The sequence below is a fragment of the Mesorhizobium sp. W050 genome, from assembly GCF_054719535.1.
Map to the genome: position 1 here is coordinate 5,597,018 of NZ_JBTTIH010000001.1, position 25,101 is coordinate 5,622,118.

Genomic DNA, 25,101 nt, shown 5'->3' on the forward strand with positions numbered 1-25,101 from the left:
AAGCCGGACGCTCGGGATCAGGTTTGAAGCATGCCTTCATTAAAAGACCTTCGTAACCGTATCGCCTCGGTCAAGGCGACGCAGAAGATCACCAAGGCGATGCAGATGGTCGCCGCGGCGAAGCTGCGCCGCGCGCAGGAAGCAGCGGAGGCGGCGCGTCCCTATTCCGAGCGGATGGGTGCGGTGCTGGCCAATATCACGCAGGCGATCGGCGGCGGCGGCGATGCCCCGGCGCTGATGACCGGCACCGGCAAGGACGATGTGCATCTGCTCGTCGTCTGCACCGCCGAGCGCGGCCTGTGCGGCGGCTTCAACTCGCAGATCGCACGTCTGGCCCGCGACCATATCCGCCGGCTTCTGGCCGACGGCAAGCAGGTCAAGATCATCTGCGTCGGCAAGAAGGGTTTCGACATTCTGCGCCGAGACTATGCCTCGCTGATTATCGACCGCGTCGACCTGCGCGATGTCAAGAAGCTCGGCTTCGTCAATGCCGATGCGATCGCCCGTAAGATCATCCATCTGTTCGGCGAAGGCGGCTTCGATATCTGCACGCTGTTTTATTCGCAGTTCAAGTCGGTGATCAGCCAGATTCCGACCGCGCAGCAGATCATTCCTGCCGGCGTGGCTTCCGCTCCCGCCGAAGCGACCGCCGGTGGCAATGCCGTCTACGAATACGAGCCGGAGCCGGGCGAGATCCTCACCGACCTCATTCCGCGCAACATCTCGGTCCAGGTCTTCCGCGCGCTGCTCGAAAACGCAGCCGGCGAGATGGGCGCCAAAATGAGCGCCATGGACAATGCAACGCGCAATGCCGGCGACATGATCAACAAACTGTCGATCACCTATAACCGCCAGCGGCAGGCGCAGATCACCAAGGAACTGATCGAAATCATTTCGGGCGCCGAAGCGCTCTAGGCGCGACCGCCAGGAGGTCATCGACCTTCTGATGGAGCGTGAGAAACAAAGGACGAGAAGGGTAAAGACGATGGCGAAAGCAGCGACCCCCGCGAAGACGGCCCCCAAGGCGGCCGCAAAGGCTCCGGCAGCAGCGGCGAAGGCCGCTCCGGCCAAGAAGGCGGCCGCGCCCGCCAAGGCCGCGGCCCCGGCAGTGAAGACGACGAGCGTTGCCGTCAAGAAGACCGGCGCCATCGGCAAGGTTCGCCAGGTCATCGGCGCCGTCGTCGACGTGCAGTTCGGCGATCATCTGCCGGCCATTTTGAACGCCATCGAAACCTCCAATGTCGGCAACCGCCTGGTGCTCGAAGTTGCCCAGCATCTGGGCGAAAACACCGTGCGCTGTATCGCCATGGATTCCACCGAAGGCCTGGTTCGCGGCCAGGACGTCTATGACACCGGCGCGCCGATCACCGTTCCGGTCGGCCCGGGCATGCTCGGCCGCATCATCAACGTCATCGGCGAGCCGGTCGACGAAGAAGGCCCGGTCGACGGCATCGAGATGCGCGCCATCCACCAGCCGGCGCCTACCTATGTCGAACAGTCGACGGAAGCGCAGATCCTGATCACCGGCATCAAGGTGCTCGACCTTCTGGCGCCCTACGCCCGCGGAGGCAAGATCGGCCTGTTCGGCGGCGCCGGCGTCGGCAAGACGGTTCTGATCCAGGAGCTGATCAACAACGTCGCCAAGGCGCATGGCGGCTTCTCGGTCTTCGCCGGCGTCGGCGAGCGCACCCGCGAGGGCAACGATCTTTATCACGAGTTCATCGAGTCCGGCGTCAACAAGAAGGGCGGCGGCGAAGGCTCCAAGGCGGCACTGGTCTATGGCCAGATGAACGAGCCGCCGGGCGCGCGTGCCCGCGTCGGCCTGACCGGCCTGACGGTCGCCGAATATTTCCGCGACCAGGGCCAGGACGTACTGTTCTTCGTCGACAACATCTTCCGCTTCACGCAGGCCGGTTCTGAAGTGTCGGCGCTGCTCGGCCGTATTCCTTCGGCCGTGGGTTACCAGCCAACGCTGGCCACCGACATGGGTGCGCTGCAGGAACGCATCACCACAACGACCAAGGGTTCGATCACTTCGGTGCAGGCGATCTACGTGCCGGCCGACGATTTGACCGACCCGGCGCCTGCGACCTCGTTCGCCCACCTGGACGCGACGACCGTGCTCAACCGCGCGATCTCGGAAAAGGGCATCTACCCCGCCGTCGATCCGCTCGACTCGACCTCGCGCATGCTCGATCCGCTGGTCGTCGGCGAGGAGCACTATGCCGTCGCCCGCCAGGTGCAGTCGATCCTCCAGCGCTATAAGTCGCTGCAGGACATTATCGCCATCCTTGGCATGGATGAGCTGTCGGAAGAGGACAAGCAGACGGTGGCCCGCGCCCGCAAGATCGAGCGCTTCCTGTCGCAGCCGTTCTTCGTCGCCGAAGTGTTTACGGGTGCGCCGGGCAAGCTGGTCGACCTCGCCGACACAATCAAGGGCTTCAAGGGCCTCTGTAACGGCGACTACGATCACCTGCCGGAAGCCGCCTTCTACATGGTCGGCGGCATCGACGAAGCGGTCGAGAAGGCTCAGCGCCTGGCGGCTGAAGCAGCGTAATCAAGGCAATAGGGAGTAGTCAGTAGTCAGTAGTGAATAGCGGCCGGGTGATCAGGACAGCTGTCCTCTCCCTACTCCCTACTCACTATTCCCTACTCACTAAATTGACATGGCTGAAGCTTTCAAGTTCGAACTGGTCTCGCCGGAGCGCCTCCTGGTTTCCGAGCAGGTCGAGTCCGTCGTCATTCCAGGCGCCGAAGGTGAAATGACAGTCATGGCGCACCATGCGCCGGTCATGACCACGATCAAGCCGGGCGTCGTCACGCTGAAGACCGCCGGCGGCAAGGAAGAGCGCTATGTGGTGTTCGGCGGCTTTGCCGACATCGTTCCGGCCGGTTGCACGCTGCTGGCCGAATCGGCGGTTGCTGTCGGCGATATCGACCGCGCCGATCTCGCCCGCCGCATCCAGGAAGCCAAGGAAGACGCCGCCGACGCCAAGGACGATCAGTCCCGCAGCAAGGCGGAGCAGTTCCTTAGCCAGCTTACCACGCTCGAAGGCGCGCTGCTGCCGGCGTAAGCCGCAGAATGACTTGAAGAAAAGGCCGGGCTCAGCCCGGCTTTTTTGTTGCGGCCGCCATCCTGGATCGTCTCGCATAGGCGCAGGGCCTTGGCGGGATTTCAGGGCGGGCAGCCAGCATGATCAGATCGGGTGGCGGCATGCCGGCTGCCAGTCAGGGCGAGATGAGCTTGTATTAGGCGATGGCGCCGGCGGAACCGCGATTTGGCTGCGGCGGTACAGTCGGATCGGGGCTTGCCCCTGCTTTCTGGTTGTTCGACAGTCCGGCTGTCTATCGATTTGGGGTGGCCGATGACGGAACAGACAACGCAACCGGAAGCGGCCTCGCGATCCCGGTGGACGACGGCGCTGATCGCGGCCTTTGGCGGTCCGTTCGGCGGGTTCCTTTGGATCGGCGCCGGCCGGCCGGCGGTTGCCAGCCTGGTGGTGATCAGCGCCATAAGCATTGCGCTGACATATGAGGGATTCCCGGTTCTGCCGGGGGTCGATCTCGCCTGGCTGGTGGATCTCTCCAGTTTAGGTCTCATGGTCCTGTGGGTAGCGCTCGTCGTGCCTTTCGCGTCACGATACAGACCGAACCGGTGGTATTCACACGGCCTTTCGGTGCTGCTGTTGGCCGTGCTGACCTCCTACGGAGCCGCGTTAGCGATCCGCACATTCCTCTTCCAGCCGTTTTCGACCCCGGCAGGCAGCATGACACCAACGCTGGAACTCGGCGACTATTTCTTCGTCTCGAAGTTTGCCTATGGTTACAGTCGCTACAGTGTTCCTCTTGGGCTGCTGCCCTTCGAAGGCCGGATCTTTGCCGCCGAGCCGAAGCGCGGAGATATTGTGGTGTTCAAATTTCCAGCGGATCCGAGCATCGACTACGTCAAGCGGGTCGTTGGACTGCCGGGCGACAAAATCCAGATGGTCGACGGAATCCTTCGCATCAATGGTGTGGCGGTCAAACTCGAGGATGTTGGTCCGTACAGCTCCGAGGACTCTCCCCAAAGCGCCAGACTGCAACGTGAAACCCTCCCCAACGGCGTTTCCTATTCCGTCATCAGTCTTACGGACAATTCAACAACCGACAACACACGGGTGTTCGACGTGCCCGAAGGCCACTATTTCGCGCTTGGCGACAACAGGGATAATTCCTCCGATAGCCGGCTCAGTGTCGGCTTCGTTCCTGCCGAAAACCTGGTCGGCAAGGCAGTGCGACTGTTCTGGAATTCGCAAGGCACGGAGTATTCGTCGCGGCAGAGGCTGGACGCTCCGGCGGGACAATAGGCTTGAAATGGGCGGTTCCGGACCAGCTTCAGCCTACGTTTGTCGGCTCCGGTATGCCGAGCGCTGAGAGCGCAAGCACGATCCCGCCTTGCAGGATATGCTCGCGATGAGCGGCGACCAGTTCGATCAGCGTCTGCCGCTCGGGCTTGCCACTGGCGAAGCCGGCCCAGTCGAACACCGCCGCTACTCGTTCCAGCATCCGTCGTTCGTCGAGCGCCGCCAGCGCCGCGTCGAGCGGATCGGTAAAGTGGGCTTCCGGCAGGTCCTTGCCGCGCGCCTCGCAGGCGGCGATCCAGGCGGCGATCACCAGCGTCAGATGCTCCGGGACCAGGCCGGCCTGGATGCACTCGATGGCGGTAGCGACAATGCGCTGCGGCAATTTCTGGCTGCCGTCATTGGCGATCTGCGCGGTGCGGTGGGCCAGCGCGGTGTTGGAGAAACGTTCGGCAAGTTCGGCCGTATAGGCTGACGTGTCGAGCCCGGCATCCCCAGGCAATGTCGGGATGGCCTCGGCCCAGAGCCGGTCGACGAACGCGCGGATCGCGGGATCCGCGAAGGCGCGGTCGACGGTGACGTGGCCGCTGAGCAGGCCGATATAGGCGATGCCCGAATGGGCGCCGTTGAGCAGCCGAAGCTTCATGTCCTCGAACGGCCGGACATCCTCGACCATGGTGACGCCGAATTTCTCCCAGGCCGGGCGGCCGGCTGGAAACCTGTTTTCGATCACCCATTGCCGGAACGGTTCGGTCATCACCGGCCAGGCGTCCTCGAGGCCGAGTTCGACCGCGATGCGCGCCCGGTCGGCATCGGTGGTTGCCGGCACGATGCGGTCGACCATGCTCGATGGGAATGCAACGTCATCGGCTATATGACCGGCGAGGGCAGCGTCGCCTGAAGCAGCAGCGCCGGCATCGCGCAGTTTTGCAAACCCGACCAGCAGCCGGTGCAGCGTGGCGCCATTGGCCGGAAGGTTGTCGCAGCACAGCACGGTGAAGGGCGGCGTGCCGGCGGCCCGGCGTCGCACCAGCGCTTCCGCCAGGAATCCATGCGCTGTCCTGGGAGATCCGGGATTGCCCAGATCGTGGACGATATCGGGATGGTTTTCGTCGAGGCTGCCGTCGGCGGCCCTGAGATAGGCCTTTTCGGTGATGGTCAGGGTGACGATGCGGGTGCGCGGGTCGGTCAGCGCGGCCAGCACCGCGCCGGGGTCTTCCGGCGCGACCAGCATCGACTGGATCGAGCCGATAATGTGCAGCGCTTCGCCATCGCTGCCGCGCACCGCCAGCGTGTAGAGCCCGTCCTGTGGCGTCAGCGCATGGCGCGTGTCGGGGCTGCGCAGCGAGACGCCGACAATGCCCCAGCCGGTCTCGCCGGCCGCCAGGCAGTCATCGACATAGGCGGCCTGATGGGCACGGTGGAAGGCTCCAACGCCGAGATGGACGATGCCTGGGGCGACACTGGCGCGATCATAGGGGGGGACCGCGACCGAGGCCGGCAAGGATTGCACTGTTGCGTTGGAAAGGCGTCTGCTGGTCATGGCGCGGCTTGTCGCTGGATGGTGAGCGGGGCGGGATCTGCTAGCGGCCTAACATCCGCTCTTCCGCCGCACAATGACCTGACGCCGGTTAAAAGTCATCATACAACAATCCAGTTTTTGTATGTTGACATTATTTCTTTCCAATCCTACCGATATCGCCCCTGGGAGGAACGACGTGGCGGGACTGACCGATCCGGATCTGCTTTTTGCCGCCGAAGGGCGCGCGCTGTCGATCGCGCGCGATCTCCATGCCGGCATCAAGGACCTGCCGATCATCAGCCCGCACGGCCACACCGATCCGCGTTGGTATGCGCTCAACGAGCCATTCCCCGATCCCGCGCAATTGCTGGTGGTGCCCGACCACTACATTTTCCGTATGCTGTTCAGCCAGGGCGTGCGGCTGGAAGATCTCGGCGTCCCGACCCTCGACGGCTCGCCGGTCGAGACCGATCCCAGGGCGATCTGGCGGCGCTTCGCCGAGCACTATTACCTCTTCCGCGGCACGCCGACGCGGTTGTGGCTCGACCATGTGCTCGAGCATCTGTTCGGCATCGAAGAGCCGCTCAACGCCAGCACCGCTAGCCGCCATTACGACACCATCGCGGCGCTTTTGCAGCGCGACGATTATCGCCCACGCGCGCTGTTCGAGCGCTTCAACATCGAGGTCATCGCGACGACCGAGGGCGCACTCGACGATCTCCAATGGCACAAGACGATCCGCGACAGCGGCTGGCAGGGCCGCGTCGTCACTGCCTACAGGCCGGATGCCGTCGTCGATCCCGACTTCGAAGGATTTTCTGCCAATCTCGATCGCCTGGGCGAGATCGCCGGCTGCGACACCGGCACATGGGCCGGCTATCTGGACGCGCATCGCCAGCGCCGCGCCTTCTTCAAAAGTTTCGGCGCAACCTCGTCGGATCACGGCCATCCGACGGCCGAGACCGCCAATCTTTCCGATGCGGCGGCGGAAGAGCTGTTCAACCGCATCCGCCGCGGCTCGGACGACGAGCGCGAGCGCAAACTGTTTCGCGCCCAGATGCTGACCGAAATGGCCAAGATGAGCCGCGACGACGGGCTGGTCATGCAGATCCATCCCGGCTCATGGCGCAACCACTCGCCTGGTGTTTTCCAAAAATTCGGCCGCGACAAGGGCTTCGATATTCCGACCCGCACCGACTATGCCGCGGCGCTCAAACCCTTGCTCGACTGCGTCGGGCTGGAGCGCGACCTCTCCATCATCCTGTTCACGCTCGACGAGACCAGCTACGCGCGTGAACTGGCGCCGCTTGCCGGCGTCTATCCGGCGCTGAAGCTCGGGCCTGCCTGGTGGTTCCATGACAGTCCGGAAGGCATGCGCCGGTTCCGCGAGATGACCACCGAGACCGCCGGCTTCTACAACACTGTCGGTTTCAACGACGACACCCGCGCCTTTCCATCCATACCCGCCCGCCACGATGTGGCGCGCCGGGTTGACTGCGCCTTTCTCGCCCGTCTCGTCGCCGAGCACCGGCTGCGTGAGGACGAGGCGCATGAGCTGGCGCGGGAGCTTGCCTACACGCTTGCCAAGAAGGCGTACCGGCTGTGAGCCGGGCGCGTGGAATTTTAAGGGAGGAAGACAGTCATGTTGCATTTTTCAAAACTGATGGCAGCCACATTCGCCTTCGGCTCGCTGATGATCGGCGTTGCCGGCGCCCAGACCGTACTGCGCTCGGCCGACACCCATCCGGACGGGTATCCGACTGTCGAGGCGGTCAAATATCTCGGCGAGCTCATCAAGGAGCGCACCGCCGGCCGCTATTCGGTCGAGGTCTATCATTCGGCGCAGCTCGGCGAGGAAAAGGACACGATCGAGCAGACGCAGACCGGTGTCATCGATCTGAACCGCGTCTCGATGGGTCCGTTCAACGGCATCGTGCCGGAAACCGCGGTGCCGTCGCTGCCCTACATGTTCCGTTCGGTCGAGCACATGCGCCATGTCATGGACGGGCCGATCGGCGACGAGATCCTCAAGGCCTTCGAGACGCATGATCTGGTCGGCCTTGCCTTCTACGATTCCGGCGCCCGTTCCTTCTACAACACCAAGAAGGACATCACCTCGATCGCCGATCTGAAAGGCATGAAGTTCCGCGTCATCCAGTCCGACGTGTTCGTCGATATGGTCAACGCGCTTGGCGCAAATGCCACGCCGATGGCGTATGGCGAGGTCTATTCGGCGCTCGAAACCGGTGTCATCGACGGCGCCGAGAACAACTGGCCCAGCTTCGAATCCGCCAAGCACTACGAAGTCGCCAAGCACTATACCGTCGACCAGCACCAGATCGTGCCGGAAGTGCTGGTGATGTCGAAATCGAGCTGGGACAGACTGACGCCGGAAGACCAGGCGATCGTCAAGCAGGCGGCCAAGGATAGCGTCGTCAAGATGCGCGAATTGTGGGACGCGCAGGAGAAGAAGTCGCGAGAGATCGTCGAGAAGGCCGGCGTCAAGGTCAGCGAGATCGACAAGCAGCCGCTGATCGATGCGATGAAGCCGGTCTACGACAAGTATCTGAAGACGCCGGAGCTCAAGGACCTCGCGACGCGCATCCAGGCGACCAAGTGATTTTCTGGCGGGGCGGCATGGCGCCGCCCCGCCAATCGCTTTTAGGGGACGGAAAGACCGGGAGGATCGGATGACTGCGGGAACGGCCAGGAGCGGAGCGCCACCGCGCTTCAGCGCGGTGCTTTCGAAGATTTGCGACGGTGCGCTCTATCTCGCGGGCATCGGGATGGTCGCCATGACCGCGCTTGTTGCCTACCAGGTGTTTTCCCGCTTCGTGCTCAACGCGTCACCGAGCTGGACCGAAGTCACCGCCATCATGCTGATGAACTGGTTCATTTTCCTGGGCGCTGCCGTCGGCGTGCGCGAGAATTACCATATGGGCTTCGACGTGCTGCTCTACATCCTGCCCAAGGGCAGCAAGTGGGCGCTGCGCACCCTGTCCGACCTGATCGCGTTCGGCTTCGGCTTCGGCATGGTCTGGTACGGCTGCAAGCTGGTCGGGCTGACCTGGCGGACCATCATCCCGGCGCTCGAGCTTCCCGGCGGTTTCGACTATCTGCCGCTGGTCGCCGGCGGCTTTCTGATCTGCCTGTTCTCGGCCGAACGCATCGTGCTGCGCTGGTCCGGCGCCGACATCGACAAGGATATCAATCTCGAGGAAGTGCCGGAAATGCCGGCCGTGCAGGAGGCCTAGATGGAACTCTGGATCCTGTTTGGCGTCTTCACGCTTTTGATGTTTGCCGGCACGCCGATCGCCTTTTGCCTGGGTGCGGCGTCCTTCGCCACCGTGCTTTATCTCGGCCTGCCGCCCCTGGTGGTGTTCCAGCAATTGAAGTCGGGCATGTCGGCGTTCTCACTGATGGCGATCCCGTTCTTCATCTTTGCGGGCGACCTGATGGTGCGCGGCGGCATCGCGCAGCGCATCGTTTCCTTTGCCGGCTCGCTGGTCGGTCATGTCCGCGGGGGGCTCGGTCAGGTCAACATCATCGCCGCGACGTTGTTCGGCGGCATTTCCGGCTCGGCTGTGGCGGAAGCCGCTGCCGTCGGCGGGCTGATGATCCCGCAGATGAAAGCGCGCGGCTACGGCGCCGACTACGCCGTCAACGTGACCTCGATGGCGGCGCTGATCGCGCTGCTTCTGCCGCCGTCGCAGAACATGATCATCTATTCGATCGCCGGCGGCGGCAAGATTTCGATCGCCGACCTGTTCACCGCCGGTATCCTGCCTGGCCTGCTGTTCGCCGCTTCGCTGATGGTCACTGCCTATTTCGTCGCCCGCAGCCGCGGCTACCCGGTCGAGGCCTTTCCCGGCTTCTCGCGTGTCGGCCAGCTGGCGGTCATCGCCATCCCCGGACTTCTGCTTATCGGCATCATCTTCGGCGGCGTTCGCTCGGGCATTTTCACGGCGACGGAAAGCTCCTGCATCGCCATCATCTACGCCTTGCTGGTCACCGTCTTCGTCTACCGGTCGATGGCCTGGGGCGATTTCGTCCATGCCACAAAGGGCGCGGTGCGCACGACCTCAATGGTGCTGCTGATCATCGGCACGGCGGCCTCGTTCAGCTGGCTGATGGCCTATCTCAAAGTGCCGGTGCTGCTGATCGCAGGCATGAACGCCATCTCCACCGATCCGCTGGTGGTGCTGCTTCTGCTCAACGTCTTGATGCTGCTGCTCGGCACCTTCATGGACATGGGGCCGATGATCATCATCTGCACGCCGATCTTCCTGCCGCTGGTCACCCATTACGGCGTCGACCCCGTGCATTTCGGCGTCATCACCATCCTCAATCTCGGCATTGGGCTCAACACGCCACCGGTCGGCACGGTGCAGTTCGTCGCCTGTGCCGTCGGCAAGATTACGGTCTGGGAAGCGATGCGCTCGATCTGGCCGTTCTATGGCGCGGGCATCGTGGTCCTGGGGCTGGTGACCTATATTCCGGCGATTTCGCTCTGGTTGCCGAGCGTGTTCAAATAGGGCGTCTTCAAATAGACGTCTTCAAACAGGGGTGCGATATGGCATCGGATAGCGCTGTTGATCTCAGGGTCGAGAGAAAACCCAAACTGTCGGAGACCGTCGTCGCAGCGATCCGCAAGCAGCTGCAGGCGGGCGAGATCCTGCCCGGCCACAAATTGCCGACCGAAGGACAACTGACCGAGACCTTCGGCGTCAGCCGCACCGTCATCCGCGAAGCGCTGGCCAAGCTCGCCGCCGACGGGCTGGTCGAGGCGCGCCAGGGCGCAGGCGTGTTCGTCACCGAGCACATCTCAACGATGTTCGGCGCGCTCGCCGCCGACATGGGCAGCAAGGATTCCATCGCGCTCAATGTGCTCGAAGTGCGCCTGGCCGTCGAAATCGAATCGGCCGGGCTCGCCGCCATTCGCCGCAACGCCGCGCAGGAAGCAGCGATCCAGGAAGCGTTCTTCGAATTCGAACGGCTGCTTCTCAACAGCGAGCCGACCGGTCCGGCCGATCTCGCCTTCCACCGGGCAATCGCCAGCGCCACCAACAACCCGTTCTATGTCGAGATGCTCGATGTGCTCGGACGCCGCGCCATTCCTTGCGACGTGACCTCGCCCTGGTCGACCGAACTGGTGCAATCCGACTGCTATCAGCGAGGGCTGCAACGCGAGCATCTGGTGATCCTGAATGCGATCACCTCAGGCGACGCCGAAGCCGCGCGCGAGGCGATGCGCGCTCATCTAACCGCCAGCCAAGAGCGCTACCGCGAGCGGCTGCACGCCCGCCAGGTCTACTACGCCGACTCGGTCAAGGCGTCGGCAACCAAATAGCCATTCATTCAGCTGGAGCAGCAATGACTCAAAGTCACCCGCATACCGATTTCACCTCGCGTTTCGCCATCGACCCGGTCGCCGCTGCTTCCATGGGCACCGACGAACTGCGTCACAATTTCCATATTGACGACCTGTTCCAGCAGGGACGCATCAGCCTGACCTACACCCATTATGACCGCATGATCGTTGGCGGCGCCGTGCCGGAAGGGACAGCGCTGCCGCTGGAGGCGATCAAGCCGACGGGGACCAAGAATTTTCTCGACCGCCGCGAGCTGATCATCGTCAACATCGGCGGCGCCGGCTCGGTGACGGCAAATGGCGAGACCCACCAGTTGCAGGCACGTGACATGCTCTATCTCGGCATGGGCAGCACCGACGTGTCGTTCGCGTCGGCCGACAAGGCAGCGCCGGCCAAATTCTATCTGCTCAGCGCCCCGGCGCATCACACCCATCCCAACCGGCTGATCCGCATCGGCGACGCCAAGCGGCTCGACCTCGGCAGCAAGGAAACCTGCAATGAGCGCTCGATCTTCCAGTTCATCCATGCCGATGGCGTCAAGACCTGCCAGCTGGTCGTCGGCATGACGCAGCTGGCGCCGGGCTCGGTGTGGAACACCATGCCTTGCCATGTGCATGACCGGCGCATGGAGGCCTATCTCTATTTCGACCTGCCGGAGACGGCGCGCGTCTTCCATTTCATGGGCGAGCCGGACGAAACGCGGCATCTGGTGATGGCTAACGAGGAGGCGGTGCTGTCGCCGGGCTGGTCGATCCATTCGGGGGCCGGCACCTCGAACTATGCCTTCATCTGGGCGATGGCCGGCGACAATGTCGACTACACCGATGTCGACCCGGTGCCGCTGGGTGAATTGCGTTGAGCGGCCCTTCCTCCTTCAGCCTGGCCGGCAAGCGTATCCTGGTCACCGGCGCGAACACCGGCATCGGCCAAGGCATCGCCGTCTCGATCGCGCGCGCCGGCGGCACCGTCATCGGTGTCGGCCGCTCGGCGATGGACGACACGGAAAGACAAGTCGCGGAAGCCGGTGGCCAGTTCGAGGCGGTGCGATGCGATCTTGCCGATCATGTTGCCGCCAAGGCCATGCTCGACCAGGTGTGGGAGAAGACCGGCCCGATCGACGGGCTGGTCAACAATGCCGGCATCATCCGCCGCGCCGATGCGGTCGATTTCTCCGAGGCCGATTGGGACGACGTCATCGACGTCAATCTGAAGACGCTGTTCTTCCTCAGCCAGGGTTTTGCCAGGCGCGTGCTGGCCGATTCCGGGCAGCGCGGCAAGATCGTCAACATCGCCTCGGTGCTGAGTTTCCAGGGCGGTATTCGTGTCGCGTCCTACACCGCGTCGAAACATGGCGCGCTCGGCATAACCCGGCTGCTTGCCTGCGAATGGGCGGCAAAAGGCATCAACGTCAACGCCATTGCGCCCGGCTATATCGAAACCAACAACACCGAGGCGTTGCGCGCCGATCCCGACCGCAGTGCTGCCATCCTGGCACGCATCCCGGCGGGACGTTGGGGCGGGCCGGAAGACATAGGCGATGCCGCCGTGTTCCTGCTGGCGCCAGCGTCCGACTATATGCATGGCGCGGTGGTTCCCGTGGACGGCGGCTGGCTGGCGCGATGAGGAGATGGTCATGATTGAAGCCAAGATTTTCGCACAGCCCGGCGAGAGCGCCTGGACGCCGACGCCGGACGGCAACAGACGCCGCGTTCTCGTCTCCACCGATGAGCTGATGATGGTCGAGTTCGGCTTCGACAAGGGCGGCGTCGGCGCACTGCATTCGCACCCGCATGTCCAGGCCAGCTATGTCGCCGAAGGTCGCTTCGAGGTGACCATCGACGGCCGCACCGCGACCATCGAGACCGGCGGCAGCTTCATCGTGCCGTCCAATCTGGTGCACGGCGTCAAGGCGCTGGAGGCCGGGCGCCTGGTCGACAGCTTTACCCCGCACCGCGCCGATTTCCTGGCCTGAACCTTTTCGGCAATTCCAGAAACAGGAAACCCGCGCCTCCTGGGGAGGCGCGGGCTGTTGCCTGTGCGCTCGTGGCGCAGCGGTACTCGAAACATCGCCGCAGGGTTTGACGGTGCCGCAACATGGTGAAGATAGGTTTAACGATGCCAACCAGGTCGATCGCCGGTGGGGTGTTGCTGCTGCTTGTTGTGGTCACGCAGGGGCTGCGCTAATCGTTCTGTCCACGCCGCTGCTTCGGGCGGCCGATCGAAAACATCAGTGATGCAGATATCGACGACGAGCGTACCGACGCACGATCCCAAACGACGTGTCCTCAAGGACGTGTTCGGTTTCGACGATTTCCGTCCCGGACAGGCCGCAGTGATGGAGGCACTGCTTGGCGGCCGCCACGTGCTGGCGGTCATGCCGACGGGTGCCGGCAAATCGCTTTGCTACCAGGTTCCGGCGCTGGTCAAGGGTGGGCTGACCATTGTCGTTTCGCCGCTCGTGGCGCTGATGCAGGATCAGGTCGCGGCACTGCGCCTCGCCGGCGTCGCCGCCGATACGATCAATTCCTCGATCGATCGTGATGCCAATGTCGCGGCATGGCGCCGCGTCGCGTCGGGCCAGACGCGGCTGCTCTACCTCGCGCCGGAACGGCTGATGACCGAGCGGATGCTGGATGCGCTTGCCAGGCTCGATGTCAGCCTGATCGCCATCGACGAGGCGCATTGCATTTCGCAGTGGGGGCCGGCGTTCCGGCGCGAATATGAAGACCTGTCGCAGCTGCGTGGCATCTTTCCCGACGTACCGATCATTGCGGTGACGGCGACGGCGGACGAGACGACGCGGGCAGACATCGAGACACGGCTGTTTGGCGGGCGTGTCGAAACGCAGGTGCTTGGCTTCGACCGGCCCAACATCAAGCTCGCTATCGAGCCCAAGCAGGACAGCAAGCGGCAGTTGCTCAACTTCATCGAACGCCATCAGGGGCGTAGCGGCATCGTCTATTGCCTGTCGCGCAAGAAGACCGAAGAGATGGCGGCCTTCCTCGAAAAGAACGGCGTCGCCGCGCTCGCCTATCACGCCGGGATGAGCAAGGAGGCGCGCGATGCGAATCAAAACGCCTTCATGACCCTGTCGGGCGTCGTCATGGTGGCGACCATCGCCTTCGGCATGGGGATCGACAAGCCTGATGTCGCGTATGTCTTCCACACCGATCTGCCCGGCAGCCTGGAAGCCTATTACCAGGAGATCGGCCGTGCCGGTCGTGACGGGCGGGCGGCTGAGGCGCATATGCTTTACGGCCTCGGCGATATCCGCATGCGCCGCATGTTCATCGACGACGAGGACGCCGCTGTCGAGCACAAGCGCCGCTCGCATGGCCGGCTCGATACGCTGATCGGCTATTGCGAGACGGCCGAGTGCCGCCGCCAGGTGCTGCTCGGTTATTTCGGTGAAGAGGCGGTCCCTTGCGGCAATTGCGACAATTGCCTGGAACAGGCGCCGCGCACCGACGGCACCGCCGAGGCGCGCCTCATCCTGGCGGCGGTGGCGCAGAGCGGCGAGCGCTTCGGCGCCGGCCATGTCATCGACATCCTCATCGGCCACGAGACTGAAAAGATCGCGGCAAGGGGGCATCACAGGCTGGCAGCCTTCGGCAATGGCGCCGCGCACAAGAAGGATTTTTGGCAATCTATGATTCGCCAGCTGGTCGCGAACGGTTTCCTGATGCCGGACCCGGCCGGCCATGGCGGGTTGGCCATCGCGGACAAGGGCCACGCACTCGGCCGGGGCGAGGTGCCGTTCCAGTATCAGGTCGAGATGCGCACGCGCGCCGCGCGCCGCGCGGCTCGCGCCGGGCAGAGCCCCCAGAGCGAAAATGTAGATGCGTCGCTGCTCGCGGCGCTCAAGACGCTGCGGCTGCGTCTGGCCAAGGAACGCCAGGTGCCGGCCTATGTGGTGTTTTCGGATCGTACACTGATCGACATGGCCGAGCGTCGTCCGCAAGACCTCGACGATTTCGCCGGGGTGAATGGCGTCGGCGCCGCCAAGCTCAAGGAGTTCGGCGCGATTTTTGTCAGCGCCATTGCCGCGCACCTTTCCGAGACGCCAGGCTGAAAGGGTGTTGCTGGACCAAAGCCCGATCCGGCATCAGTACGCCTTCAACTTGCCCGCCCGCTTATCCTTTCATTTTGGCGCTACCCTGCCGTAGGGGAATGGCCTTCCAAATTGTATGGAACCGTGACGACAAACCACACATTCCTGAATCTAAGCGGTCGATTCTCGGATGTAGCCGTGATTATGGAAACCCGCTGTTGCGCGCGGGTGGCGGTTTTCTCGGCCTTGGAGACGCTACGTCGGCAGCCGCGATCCGCTGAGCCGAATGGTATGATTCAGACCATCTTTGTTGTTGAAAACCCGCTTTCGACGGGAGTATAAAACTCGAGGTTACCATTGCTTTTCGTATAGAGGCTGTGGTGGAAACGTGGGTCCAATCCGCAAAGCATTGCCTTGCGTGGAAGTGGTCGAACCGGCGGCGAATGGTCCGTTCCTGTGGCCAAGGAAGACCAGGAAATTACCCGATCATTCGTGATTGAACCGTTTGCGCTGTCCTATGCTGAGGGCCAGCGGATACGCCTGCATCTCGACAAGTTCGTTCGTCTGCAGAGAGGCTAAGCCTGATGAAAGACCGGTGGGAACCTGACCACCAGTTCATTGAAAGCGCCCGCCGTAGCCAGCTCCGAGCGGAGAGCCAACTGGACTCCCTGCAATCGACCATCGCCGAAACGCGACGCGTCCTAGAGGCTTCACGGAAGCTCTTGGAAAAGTTGCCGAGCGCGAAGACCATACCCAGCCATAGGGAATGGCCGGTGCAGGTTGGGCATGCTTGTGGGGCTTCACCGCACCGGCCACTGCGGGGAGATATGAGGCCCCCGCGCCGCCTAAGATATAGGCATATTAGCAATCGCGCAATTAACCCTATTGCGCTACCCAGCCGTAGAGGCAAGGAAATCGGAGAAGTTGGTGCCGGTTAACCGCCAGCACGCGAGCAAGTCATTCTGAAAGCATGAAAAACGCGATTTTGCTCGTGCCAATTGAGCGTCTGAAATCTAGTTCCTGCTGCCGATTATCCCTAAGTTAACAGAAATACTTATATTCCCGAAGGGTTGCGAATCAGTCGATTGTCAAGCGCATGCCATGGAGCAAGCAAGGGATCGATCTGAGCAGAAGGGCCGCAGCGGTCGAAGCGCGCTGGGAAATCCGAGCGGCTTCGGCAATTGTCCGCTCTGGCTCGCCCGCTACAACTCGACTCGCGCAGTGTGGACGGAATCACCGGCCATGTGGACGAGAACCATCTGGCGATGTCGTTCACCGAGTTTCGTTCGCGCTACAGCCTTTAAGGGCAAGGTGATCAAGGCGATCGGATCGCCGCCTCAGGCGGCTTCGCGTTCGGCCTGCGCAGTCAGGTCCGGCTCCCGGCGGCTGTACTGCCGCGGCGAACAGCCCATGACGCGCTTGAATGCCGTGCTGAAGGCGCTTTCGGATTCGTAGCCGAGCGCCAGGGCGATGACGGAAACCGGATCGCCGGAATGCATCAGCCGGTCGCCGGCCAGCATCATGCGCCAGCGCGTCAGATAATCCAGGGGTGAGGCCCCGACCGTCTGCTTGAATCTGAGCGCAAAAGTCGATCGCGACATGCCGGCGCGCTCGGCCAGCTTCTGCAATGTCCAGCCATGGGCCGGGTCTTCGTGCATGGCGCCGATCGCCGCGCCGATCTGCCTGTCGGTCAGTGCGAACAGCCAGCCGACATTGCCTTGCGCCGTCATATGCAGGCGCAAGGCCTCGATCAGGATCATGTGGGCGAGGTGCTCGACGATGAGAAAGCCGCCGGGACGCCGCTGGCGCAATTCCTGCATCATCCGCTCGACCGGCCAGCGAAGCGCCGAATGGTCGCTCTCGCCGCGGATATGGACGATGGGCGGCAGCATCCGCAACAGGATGCCGGCATGGTCGCCGGACAGCGTGAAGCGACTGCTGACCAGGAGGAAATCGCCGCCGCCATTATGGACGGTGATGCCGCCGGTCCGCGCCGGTGAAAAGATCGTTCGCGCATCGACCGTCGGCAGGCCGAGATCGCTGGCAAGGCGGAAAGGCCGGCCGCGCGGCAACAGGAAGCAGTCGCCCACGTCCAGCCGCACCGCGTCAGGGACGCCCTCGACCGACAGCCAGCATCGGCCGGACACCACGGCGCCGCATTTGATGGCGGCCTGCTGGTCAGGGAACTGGATCGCCCAGTCGCCACCGGTTTCCAGCCCAGCCGACAGGTAATTGCGCGGCTTCAGTAGCGACAGCACGTCTGACAGCGGATCCATGAGCGTTCTCGGACGATTGCGAAGATATCTCGGATTTTACAGTATAGATCGTATGATCGCAACCTTCTATCTCCTTCGGCAACGGGCTGCCTGTACGGCCTTCGCCGAAAACCAAGGAGAAATGATCATGCGTGTGTTCGTTACCGGGGCTACCGGTTTTGTCGGTTCGGCTGTTGTGCGGGAATTGCTCGGGGCGGGCCATCAGGTGCTTGGCCTCGCGCGGTCGGAAGCAGGTGCGGAGTCGATCGTGGCCGCGGGCGCCGAGGCGCATCGCGGCGATATCGAGGATTTCGAGAGCCTGCGCAGCGGCGCTGCCCAATCGGATGGCGTCATCCACACGGCCTTCAACCACGACTTTTCGAGATTCGCCGCCAGTTGCGCAGTTGACCAGCGCGCCATCGAAACGCTCGGCGCGGCGCTCGAGGGTTCCGAGCGGCCGCTGCTTGTCACCTCCGGACTCGCCGGTTTTGCTCAGGGAAGGCCGGCAACCGAAGACGACAAACCTGCGCCTCCATCGGTCTCCATGCCGCGCGCTTCGGAAGCAACGGCCGTGGCGCTCGCAGCGCGCGGGGTGCGCGCATCGACGGTGCGGCTGGCGCCGACCGTCCATGGCGAGGGCGATCACGGTTTCGTGCCGATGCTGATTGCCATTGCGCGTGAAAAGGGCGTCTCGGCCTATGTCGGCGACGGCGCAAATCGCTGGGCGGCGGTGCACCGGTTCGACGCCGCCACCCTGTACAGGCTGGCGCTGGAGAAGGGGGCGGGCGGCGTCAGCTATCATGCGGTTGCCGAACAGGGCGTGGCGAGCAAAGAGATCGCCGAGATCATCGGCCGCCGGCTCGGCCTGCCGGTCGTTTCCATAGGCCCCGAGGAGGCGGCTGCGCATTTCGGCTTTCTCGGGCATTTCATCGGCAGGGACTTGTCGGCGTCAAGTGAGCAGACCCGCACTGCGCTGGGATGGCAGCCGACCGGGCTTGGGCTCATCGCCGATCTCGACCGTCCCGGCTATTTCGAGGCCTGATCAGGCCGGCCAGTCGCGTTGCATTGCACGACCGACAGCCTGGCGATCAGCGGCAGTGCCAGCAACACGGCCAGACGCAGCCCGCCGAGCGGGCAGCACCGTCGTGCTGCTGGAACCGCCGCCACATCTGTATGGCGGCAAGCAGAACGAACACGGCGTAGGCCGCCCGCAGCCCGGACGACCTGCTCGCCCGTCGCCGGAAAGCCGGCGAAGGCATGGCCTCGTCATGGCAGACCTACCTTGTTACGGGGATGCGCGCGCGATTCCCGCGCCTAGTTAGAGATCGCCCTTCCTCACCTTGCCGTAAACGATATTCCGGTTCGAGCCATAGTAGACTTTCGCGTCGAAAGGACTCCCGCCGAGGGCGGCATTGATGATGTCCCACATATCGTCGGCCGAACGTAGGATGAGCGGCCAATCCATGAAAGTCTCCATGTAACCATCCGTCGTTATCTCGTCGCTGAAATTGGCAAACAGGAATTCGCCACCGGGCTTGACGAGTTCCATGGCTCTTTGAAGCAGGCGGACGCCGATGGCACGCGGCAGGTAATCGTAAAGCCCCGATGCGTAGACTAGATCGAATGTGCCAAGGGCGTAGGCGCGGCGCAGGATGCCGCGTACGGAACCCTGGACTGCCTCGACTGCCGTGCCGGCAAAGTCGTGGTTCACCGTGGCTACGCTGACGGGGTCCTGATCCAGGCCGATCCAACGCTGCAGTTTATGCCTGGTCAACGCGTCGGAGCGTTCGGCTTCCCTGAGGTGGCCGCAGGCAATCGCCAGCACCTCAGCCTTTTCCACACTGCTGGCCGTCTCGTCCACGGTCCTGGCCAGAATATCCCGCCGCTCGCGCCCCGCCACCGAACTGGCAGCTTCACTGGTGTACGCATAGATTTGCCGACCAAGTAAGGTAGACGAGGCCACGATCTCGTCGGCGATCGGATGCTTGTAGTAAATATCCAGCAGGCCTGCATCGCCCGAATACCCGCGCGGTTTTTCGACCGACCACCGCGTGAACGGGTCCTGGAGCAAATATTCCGCGACCCGATGCTGCTGAGCCAAAGGAACGAGTTTCTGCCAAACCGCGGTAGCAACCTGCCGGCGGAGCTTGTGGAGTCGCCCCGCCAAACGATGGACGACGGGGGCGGCCGGTTTGTTTCGCGCAAAGGCTTGATGAGCAAGGTCCAGTATCAGGGCGAGCTGGGCCGTGCTGTCCCTCAACTCGTCGGAGTCAGCCGCCTCTTCGGAGGTCGCAACATGTTTCTTCATCAGCCTGGTGGTGACCAGGCTGTATTGGTCGAGCTGCAGTTTTGGCTTGATAGGCATGCCGTTTACTCTCCGGTTTACCGCCCCGGTCCCCGGCCAGCAGCATAGGTGCGCCGCCAACCAATGCTAACAATTTTAATAAAATTTTAGTAAAATTTGAATCAACGGAATGGCCATCAATCCTGCAAACTGGCTAAATCCGAACCGCCCGTTTACCCTCGGTTAGCGACATCTGACTTTTCTTGCGGACAGGGACGTCTTCATTCCCCAACCGCAGGCGACGTCGGCTGTTGCATTCGCTACTGCAGATCGCGGAGGAGCGTTGCGATGCAACTGAGCGAGGACGTTGCCCAGAAGGTGGCGGCAGCGATTGGACGTCCGCGGTGGCATTCCGCCGATCCGGAACTCCTGACACTGTTCCTGCAGAAGGATGCCGATGAGAATCGCAGCCTTGTGCGATGGGGTATTGCGGCTGCTGTATTCAGCTATGTGGCCTATGGCCTTTTCGATTGGTTTCTCTTTCCGGATGTCGCCGGCCGGCTTGTTTTGACGCGCGTTACGCTAGGGATCACTTCCCTGGCGCTTGTCGAATTTGTCGCCCGACGGGGCTTTGCCCTTGCCACCTTGCACCTTGTAGCAGCGCTGGCGATTGTCTCCGGTGCCCTTGGGTGGCTCGTCTCCGCTGTTGGAACAGAGCATCAGGATGCCCTCTCCCATTTCATGGTTTTTGGCACCGTGTTCATCCTGGGTGCGAATCTGTTCTTCAACTTCCGTTTTTGGCTTTCAGCCCTTGCCTCCGCGACGGTCGCCGCAAGCTTTGTGTACGCCGCGATGTTCTCCCTTCAGGCCGACATCGCCGGTCGGGTCGTGTTGTCGGCCTATTTCGTGAACTGCCTCGTCTTGTCGCTTTATCTTTCGTGGCGGCTGAGTCTGGAGCGGTACCAGACTTTCCTGCACGCGCTTCGGGCACAATTCCAGGAGCAGGCTGCTATCAAGAAGGGGCAAAAGCTAACTGAAATCGCCGACACCGATCCGCTCACGGGAATGAAGAACCGCAGGGCGATCATTCGAGAATTCTCGGAGCTGCGCGAAGACTGGGCCGCGGACGACGACGAGATAGGCCTCATTCTGATCGACGTCGACTACTTCAAAAGGTTCAATGACGGACTTGGTCATCAGGCCGGCGACGATTGCCTGATCAAACTCGCCCATGTCCTTTCCGAGATGGCGGCTGCCAACAACGCCATCGCGGCCCGCTATGGCGGAGAAGAATTCGTCATTCTCTGCAAGGTCACCGGGCGGGCTCACCTTCATGAGATAACGAAGAAATTCTGTCGCGCTGTAGAGGATTTGGATATCTACCACCCTGATCGGGGCGACAAGCTCAACATCGTAACGATCAGTGCCGGGGCGTCGTTGACGCGCGCCGATCAGAGCATAGAGCTTAGAATCCTGCTGCAGGAAGCTGACCGCGCACTCTACGCGTCCAAGTTTGCCGGTCGGGCTACGTTCACGATTTACGACCCGCACGCCACCAGCCAGGATCGCTCCGGCGAAAATCTTTCAGAACTGCTGAAGGTGGCAGTTTCCAACCAGCTCGTTTCTGTCGCTTACCAGCCAATTCGCGAGCTGGCGTCGGGACGCGTGCTGGGGCACGAGAGTCTGATGCGGGTATGCGACTTCGACGGCACCATGATCAGTCCGTCCGTATTCATACCCGTTGCCGAGCAGACCGGAGCGATCGTGGAACTGGGTACGTGGCTGATCGATCGAGCCTGCGGTGACATGGCGGAATACGGATTGGGCTCGGTCGTGACGGTGAACGTCTCCGTTCTTCAGCTCAAGGCTCCTAACTTTTCACTCCGGATCACCGAGATTCTTGGCAGGCACGGCCTTGCGCCCCAGAAACTGGCCATCGAAATCACCGAAGGCAGTGACATCTTTCTGGAGGCGCAAGCGGTAAGAAACGTGGAGCGGTTGCGAAAACTCGGCGTTCAGATCTGGCTGGACGACTTCGGAACGGGATTTGCCGGCTTGACATGGCTCCGCCGCTTCAAATTCGACGTGGTCAAGATTGATCGCAGCTTCCTCCACGATTGCCAGACGTCTCGTGGCTTGAGCCTGTTGCGGGACATGGTCGGGCTGCTTCGCAATCTCGGCCATGTCGTGCTCGCCGAGGGCGTCGAAACGGAGGAGCAGTACATATTGCTGCAGCGCCTGGGGGTAAATTTGATGCAGGGCTTCCTCACCGGGCATCCCGTGCCGATCGAAGACGTAAACCAGATCAGGCAAGGCCTCGTTGCCTAGCGGCAGCCCGATCGACGACCGGCACGATGCCAAATGCTGAGACTGGAGATAAGGAGATGATCTCAGCAGCTTGATGAACTAGGTTTCGAAATCCCTTTGGGTAAGAAATGACGACTTTTCTCACGAGCGCCGCGATCTAAGGATTGGCGACGAAGAATGCGCCGATAGCTTGCAAAGCGCCGGCGAGCTTCCCACTGAGGGCACCGTACGCTGCTGCTGCAAGCGTGCCGGCTAGCGTGGCGATAATCACCGAAACAACTTGCTCCGAATAAATCCTTAGAGTTCGGGGCCGTTCCTCGTTCATGAAGATCAACGCATTGCTGACAAAGGCTTTGTGCAGATCCATTATGACCACCATGATGGTAAACAGGATTGCGAGAAAAAGCAGCCTCTTCCCAAAGGTCAAGTCGGGCAAAGCCGCGAGTCCGATGACGAACATCAGTCCATTTATGTTGAGCCCAAATTTCTTGATAGAGGTGATTGTTCTTGTAAGCCCGCGTTCCGCGATCGATTTGAGGAAATCCGCTTCACCTCTGGCCCACGATTCTTGTCCACCCTGAACTAGAATTGCGTTCTCGCCGCTCGAATCCAACTCGACCATGGCGATCCGATTAATGTTGGGACTTTCTCTCTCTTGAACATTTAGCCTCAGATAAGTAATTGTTGAAAGATTCTTGCTGGCCTCCATGAACTGCTCGACAGTCATGGTTCGCTTTGTCTTCCGGTCGCTGAATGTTACAAATAATTGGCCGGCCTTGAAGTCCTTGCGGACTGCCGCCACCATTTCCTCGAAGTCGGCCCTATAAAGACGGATCGATCCGAGTGTCCTGTTCTCGGTGTGAATCGTTTCGGCAAGTTCGTTTGTAGTCTCTATCAGGCTAACCGGGTCTGTGGGGTCATGAGGGTGAAGGACAAATGTGCCGGCGGTGCCAAGCTCTGATTCCCAGTCGCCGGATATGGAGCCCTTTGAATTTAGATCGCCCTTTCCTTTGATAGGGGCAACTTTTACGCCTGATTCAGCCTGAACGGGCGTCGCTGCAAAGCGAAGGGCTGAGCCATCAAAGCTCCCCCTGCCTTCATACACTGCTAATCCAAATGTTTGGTCCATGAAGCGGATACGTATGCTAAACCCCGTCTCAGGACCGTCCATCTCGCAATAGATGTTGCCGGTATTCGTGCCAAATAAGGCGCCAGCCCCAACGCTTTGAAAATGCAAACATACGAATCTAGTCCCCGCCAACGGAAGGCGATAACGAATCGAGCCTGTAGCCTATATGAAATCTTGGGGCACCGCAGTGGGGCACCGCTCCCATGGCCATCCACTCGAATGGCAATAAAACCAGTAAGTTAATGACATCGATAGTTTTTGGCGGAGAGGGAGGGATTCGAACCCCCGATGGGCTTGCACCCATGCCGCATTTCGAGTGCGGTGCATTCGACCACTCTGCCACCTCTCCGCGGTCATGGTCGGCCGTTGCCGGCGCGGCGCACTAGATAACGGCTGGGCGGGCAGGTTACAAGGCCAAATCCGCGGGGGAATTCAGCTTCCTGTGCGGGCTCTGTCTGGAGGGCTGCGTTGCGGCCACGTCGGCAGATGGGGCCAACCGGTCCTCGACCGGAGAGATCGGGGGCGGCAAGGAGGCGGCGTGGCCAAGGATTCCGCCCGTTTGCCTTGACTCGTACCGAACCTTCGGTTAGGGGAAGCGCGCAATCGGCGTGGAGGGTTCTTCCACGCCGCTTGTTTTTCGAACCCGCAGACTGACAAAAAGACGGCCGAACCGCGTGACGCGGCTCATCGAGGCCGACCGAACAGCGAAAGGCAAAAAATGTTCGCAGTCATTAAAACGGGCGGTAAGCAGTATCGCGTTGCCGCCAACGATCTCCTGAAGATCGAGAAGCTCGAAGCCAATGTCGGCGATATCGTCGAAATCGGCAGCGTCCTCGCCCATGGCGAAGGCGAAAATGTCACCTTCGGCGCCCCGTTCGTCGATGGCGCTCTGGTCACGGCGGAAGTCGTCGAGCAGGGCAAGAACCGCACCGTCATCGCTTTCAAGAAGCGCCGCCGGCAGAATTCGCGCCGCAAGATCGGCCACCGCCAGCTTCTGACCACCGTGCGGATCGCCGAGATCCTGCTGGGTGGCGCCAAGCCTTCCAAGAAGGCCGCAGCCAAGGTGGAAGTCAAGGCTGACGTAGCGCCCGAGGCGAAGGCCGAGGCCGCGCCGAAGGAAGCCAAGGCGAAGAAGGAAGCCAAAGCCGAGGCTGCTCCGAAGGATGAAGCCAAGACGGAGACCGCCGTCGCCGCGCCGCTGTTCAAGGCGCCGAAGGGCGAGCCGGACGATTTGGCCGTGATCAAGGGCATCGGCCCGGTTGCCGCCGGCCAGCTGCACGAGCAGGGCATCACCACCTTCGCCCAGCTTGCCAAGCTGTCGGACAAGGACGTGGCCAAGATCGACGCGCACATGCCCTTCAGCACCGACCAGATCAACGACTGGCGCGAGCAGGCCAAGGAACTGGCGAAGAAGTAAAACGAACCGGCGACAAGGTCGCCGGATCGGACTTGAAACGGAACGCGAACGCGTTCATAAGACCATTCAAGCGCCCCAGGGCGCATCGGAGTTAGTTAGATGGCACACAAGAAAGCTGGCGGCTCGTCGCGCAACGGTCGCGACTCGCATTCCAAGCGTCTGGGCGTGAAGAAGTTCGGCGGCGAAGCCGTCATCCCGGGCAACATCATCATCCGTCAACGCGGCACCACCTGGCATCCCGGCGTCAATGTCGGCATGGGCACGGACCACACCCTTTTTGCGCTCGAGACCGGCGCAGTCACCTTCAACAAAAAAGCCAACGGCCGAACCTACGTATCGGTCAACCCGATTACCAAAGCCGCGGAGTAGCCGGTTCCGCACTATAAAACCGGCGCCCATCTCGGGAACCGGTGTCTGGCCAAAC

The 25,101-nt window shown here is 62.0% G+C and carries 21 protein-coding genes and 1 tRNA gene; 17 read left to right on the plus strand and 5 right to left on the minus strand.

All coding sequences use genetic code 11. The features are described from left to right. Positions 1–30: 30 nt before the first annotated feature. The 4 genes from ACYG9Y_RS27030 to lepB all read left to right on the plus strand — a co-directional run bounded on the left by ACYG9Y_RS27030 (position 31) and on the right by lepB (position 4,346). The gene (locus tag ACYG9Y_RS27030; RefSeq protein ID WP_023668672.1) at positions 31–915 is read left to right on the plus strand and encodes a F0F1 ATP synthase subunit gamma; all 885 of its coding nucleotides are present in this window, start codon (positions 31–33) and stop codon (positions 913–915) included. Positions 916–985: 70 nt separating this feature from the next. Continuing rightward, the gene (atpD, locus tag ACYG9Y_RS27035; RefSeq protein WP_023698224.1) at positions 986–2,557 is read left to right on the plus strand and encodes a F0F1 ATP synthase subunit beta; all 1,572 of its coding nucleotides are present in this window, start codon (positions 986–988) and stop codon (positions 2,555–2,557) included. A 109-nt stretch (positions 2,558–2,666) separates the two neighbouring features. Then, positions 2,667–3,074, plus strand: coding sequence for a F0F1 ATP synthase subunit epsilon (locus ACYG9Y_RS27040; RefSeq protein ID WP_023668674.1), 408 nt, complete (start codon positions 2,667–2,669; stop codon positions 3,072–3,074). Positions 3,075–3,599: 525 nt separating this feature from the next. After that, complete coding sequence (lepB, locus tag ACYG9Y_RS27045; RefSeq protein WP_032886549.1) at positions 3,600–4,346, plus strand: signal peptidase I; 747 nt, start codon at positions 3,600–3,602, stop codon at positions 4,344–4,346. Between the two features lie 28 nt (positions 4,347–4,374). On the opposite strand, the gene ACYG9Y_RS27050 is transcribed toward lepB, so the two are convergent. Next, positions 4,375–5,883 carry a mannitol dehydrogenase family protein gene (locus ACYG9Y_RS27050; RefSeq protein ID WP_023715908.1) on the minus strand — a complete coding sequence of 503 codons (1,509 nt, stop codon included), beginning with the start codon at positions 5,881–5,883 and terminating at the stop codon, positions 4,375–4,377. Positions 5,884–6,058: 175 nt separating this feature from the next. Here ACYG9Y_RS27050 and uxaC point away from each other — a divergent pair, with 175 nt between their 5' ends. The 9 genes from uxaC to recQ all read left to right on the plus strand — a co-directional run bounded on the left by uxaC (position 6,059) and on the right by recQ (position 15,306). After that, complete coding sequence (uxaC, locus tag ACYG9Y_RS27055) at positions 6,059–7,468, plus strand: glucuronate isomerase (protein WP_023688889.1); 1,410 nt, start codon at positions 6,059–6,061, stop codon at positions 7,466–7,468. 36 nt (positions 7,469–7,504) lie between these two features. After that, on the plus strand, positions 7,505–8,482 hold the full coding sequence (locus ACYG9Y_RS27060) for a TRAP transporter substrate-binding protein (protein WP_023684104.1): 978 nt from the start codon (positions 7,505–7,507) through the stop codon (positions 8,480–8,482). Positions 8,483–8,552: 70 nt separating this feature from the next. After that, positions 8,553–9,116 carry a TRAP transporter small permease gene (locus ACYG9Y_RS27065; RefSeq protein WP_023688890.1) on the plus strand — a complete coding sequence of 188 codons (564 nt, stop codon included), beginning with the start codon at positions 8,553–8,555 and terminating at the stop codon, positions 9,114–9,116. Then, a complete protein-coding gene (locus ACYG9Y_RS27070; RefSeq protein ID WP_023684106.1) occupies positions 9,117–10,397 on the plus strand; it encodes a TRAP transporter large permease in 1,281 nt (426 codons plus the stop codon). 38 nt (positions 10,398–10,435) lie between these two features. Beyond that, a complete protein-coding gene (locus ACYG9Y_RS27075) occupies positions 10,436–11,212 on the plus strand; it encodes a FadR/GntR family transcriptional regulator (RefSeq protein ID WP_023732976.1) in 777 nt (258 codons plus the stop codon). A gap of 23 nt (positions 11,213–11,235) precedes the next feature. Beyond that, the gene (gene kduI, locus ACYG9Y_RS27080) at positions 11,236–12,093 is read left to right on the plus strand and encodes a 5-dehydro-4-deoxy-D-glucuronate isomerase (protein ID WP_023732977.1); all 858 of its coding nucleotides are present in this window, start codon (positions 11,236–11,238) and stop codon (positions 12,091–12,093) included. Further along, positions 12,090–12,857 (plus strand): 2-dehydro-3-deoxy-D-gluconate 5-dehydrogenase KduD, encoded by a 768-nt coding sequence (gene kduD, locus ACYG9Y_RS27085; RefSeq protein ID WP_023684109.1) that lies wholly within the window; start codon positions 12,090–12,092, stop codon positions 12,855–12,857. Before kduI ends, kduD begins: the two co-directional genes overlap by 4 nt. A 10-nt stretch (positions 12,858–12,867) precedes the next feature. Continuing rightward, a complete protein-coding gene (locus ACYG9Y_RS27090) occupies positions 12,868–13,206 on the plus strand; it encodes a cupin domain-containing protein (RefSeq protein WP_023684110.1) in 339 nt (112 codons plus the stop codon). Between the two features lie 261 nt (positions 13,207–13,467). Beyond that, complete coding sequence (gene recQ / locus ACYG9Y_RS27095; protein ID WP_023737910.1) at positions 13,468–15,306, plus strand: DNA helicase RecQ; 1,839 nt, start codon at positions 13,468–13,470, stop codon at positions 15,304–15,306. Positions 15,307–16,622: 1,316 nt separating this feature from the next. Here the strand turns inward: recQ and ACYG9Y_RS27100 are convergent. Beyond that, on the minus strand, positions 16,623–17,561 hold the full coding sequence (locus tag ACYG9Y_RS27100; RefSeq protein WP_023668685.1) for an AraC family transcriptional regulator: 939 nt from the start codon (positions 17,559–17,561) through the stop codon (positions 16,623–16,625). A 127-nt stretch (positions 17,562–17,688) separates the two neighbouring features. On the opposite strand from ACYG9Y_RS27100, the gene ACYG9Y_RS27105 reads away from it, so the two are divergent. Beyond that, positions 17,689–18,582: an SDR family oxidoreductase gene (locus ACYG9Y_RS27105; RefSeq protein WP_023704933.1), complete on the plus strand. Its 894-nt coding sequence runs from the start codon at positions 17,689–17,691 to the stop codon at positions 18,580–18,582. 276 nt (positions 18,583–18,858) lie between these two features. Here ACYG9Y_RS27105 and ACYG9Y_RS27110 read toward each other — a convergent pair whose 3' ends face one another. Then, positions 18,859–19,905 (minus strand): class I SAM-dependent methyltransferase, encoded by a 1,047-nt coding sequence (locus ACYG9Y_RS27110; RefSeq protein ID WP_023737909.1) that lies wholly within the window; start codon positions 19,903–19,905, stop codon positions 18,859–18,861. Positions 19,906–20,172: 267 nt separating this feature from the next. On the opposite strand from ACYG9Y_RS27110, the gene ACYG9Y_RS27115 reads away from it, so the two are divergent. Beyond that, entirely contained in the window at positions 20,173–22,152 is a 1,980-nt protein-coding gene (locus ACYG9Y_RS27115; RefSeq protein ID WP_023737908.1) for a putative bifunctional diguanylate cyclase/phosphodiesterase, read from the plus strand. Between the two features lie 136 nt (positions 22,153–22,288). On the opposite strand, the gene ACYG9Y_RS27120 is transcribed toward ACYG9Y_RS27115, so the two are convergent. Both ACYG9Y_RS27120 and ACYG9Y_RS27125 read right to left on the minus strand, forming a co-directional pair. Further along, positions 22,289–23,368 carry a hypothetical protein gene (locus ACYG9Y_RS27120; protein ID WP_156929803.1) on the minus strand — a complete coding sequence of 360 codons (1,080 nt, stop codon included), beginning with the start codon at positions 23,366–23,368 and terminating at the stop codon, positions 22,289–22,291. Between the two features lie 151 nt (positions 23,369–23,519). Continuing rightward, positions 23,520–23,609, minus strand: a tRNA-Ser gene (locus ACYG9Y_RS27125). Between the two features lie 369 nt (positions 23,610–23,978). Between ACYG9Y_RS27125 and ACYG9Y_RS27130 the strand changes: the two genes are divergently transcribed. Then, positions 23,979–24,677 (plus strand): 50S ribosomal protein L21, encoded by a 699-nt coding sequence (locus tag ACYG9Y_RS27130; protein WP_023726143.1) that lies wholly within the window; start codon positions 23,979–23,981, stop codon positions 24,675–24,677. A 99-nt stretch (positions 24,678–24,776) separates the two neighbouring features. Next, a complete protein-coding gene (gene rpmA / locus ACYG9Y_RS27135) occupies positions 24,777–25,046 on the plus strand; it encodes a 50S ribosomal protein L27 (protein ID WP_015315190.1) in 270 nt (89 codons plus the stop codon). Positions 25,047–25,101 lie beyond the last annotated feature (55 nt).